We start from the raw sequence: 942 nt of genomic DNA on the forward strand, positions 1-942 counted from the left end.
GCTTAAATACACTCTTTCTCATTTTTTTCCTATTTTTAGCCGGTGTATCTTCTGCATTGCAGGCCGAAAGTAATACGGCTCAAGCAAGCACGAATAAACTCCTTGTTATCGACCTGCGAGACAAAGATTGGTCTAGCAAACAATCTTTTAGCCTTGACGGCTATTGGAATACTTACTGGAACCGCTTCATTCCACCTCAGGACATCTACAAGACAGAAGAAAGCCCCATTAAATTTCCCGTTCCCGGTGTTTGGAATAAAAACCCCTATCGCTTTGTCGAGAATCAACGCGTTGACACAATGAAGGGTGAGCACATTCAAGAACAGCAGGTAATCTATCCTCCTCTGGGTCTTGCAACGTATCATGCAAAAGTTCTGGTGCCACAGAATTTGGAGCCTATCTATCTCTATATTCCTGACATGCCAAGCGCCTACAAGCTTTACATCAACGGCAATCTTAGCGCCCAAAACGGTAAGCCCGGTTATTATCAGAGCACTGAAACGCCTGAGTTTAGACCCAGAGTAATCAAACTCACCAATCATGCTAGCGAACTAGATATCGTGATTCATCTGTCTAATCACCATTATCGCGAGGGCGGCATATGGTTTAGTCTACGCATGACGGGCGAGGCCGGCCGTTTCAATATGGAGTATCGTCCGATCATATCGGCAGTCTTCTTTGGCTCAATTCTAATTGCAATCGGCCTGTATAATTTTTCATTATTCGCCTTCCGCTCAAAAGAGGTTAGCGCTCTATACTTTGGTCTATTGTGCTTGGCTGTGGGCTTCAGGCGCTTAATGATTGATGAGCGGGTTCTGCACTTATTTGACTGGTTCAGCTGGGCAAGCCTCCAACGCCTTCAGCATTTAAGTTTTTACCTGACGCTTCCTTTCTTTATGGGCTTCTTTAGCGCCTTATACCGGAAATATATCCCGGCCTTTA

General features: G+C 45.0%; 1 protein-coding gene. It reads left to right on the forward strand.

Going from position 1 to position 942, the window contains the following annotated elements; translation table 11 throughout:
- Positions 1 to 56: 56 nt before the first annotated feature.
- The coding region (locus A3729_RS24715) for a 7TM diverse intracellular signaling domain-containing protein (protein ID WP_197476046.1) at positions 57 to 942 on the forward strand (886 nt) is incomplete at its 3' end.

This window comes from Oleiphilus sp. HI0043 (assembly GCF_001634935.1).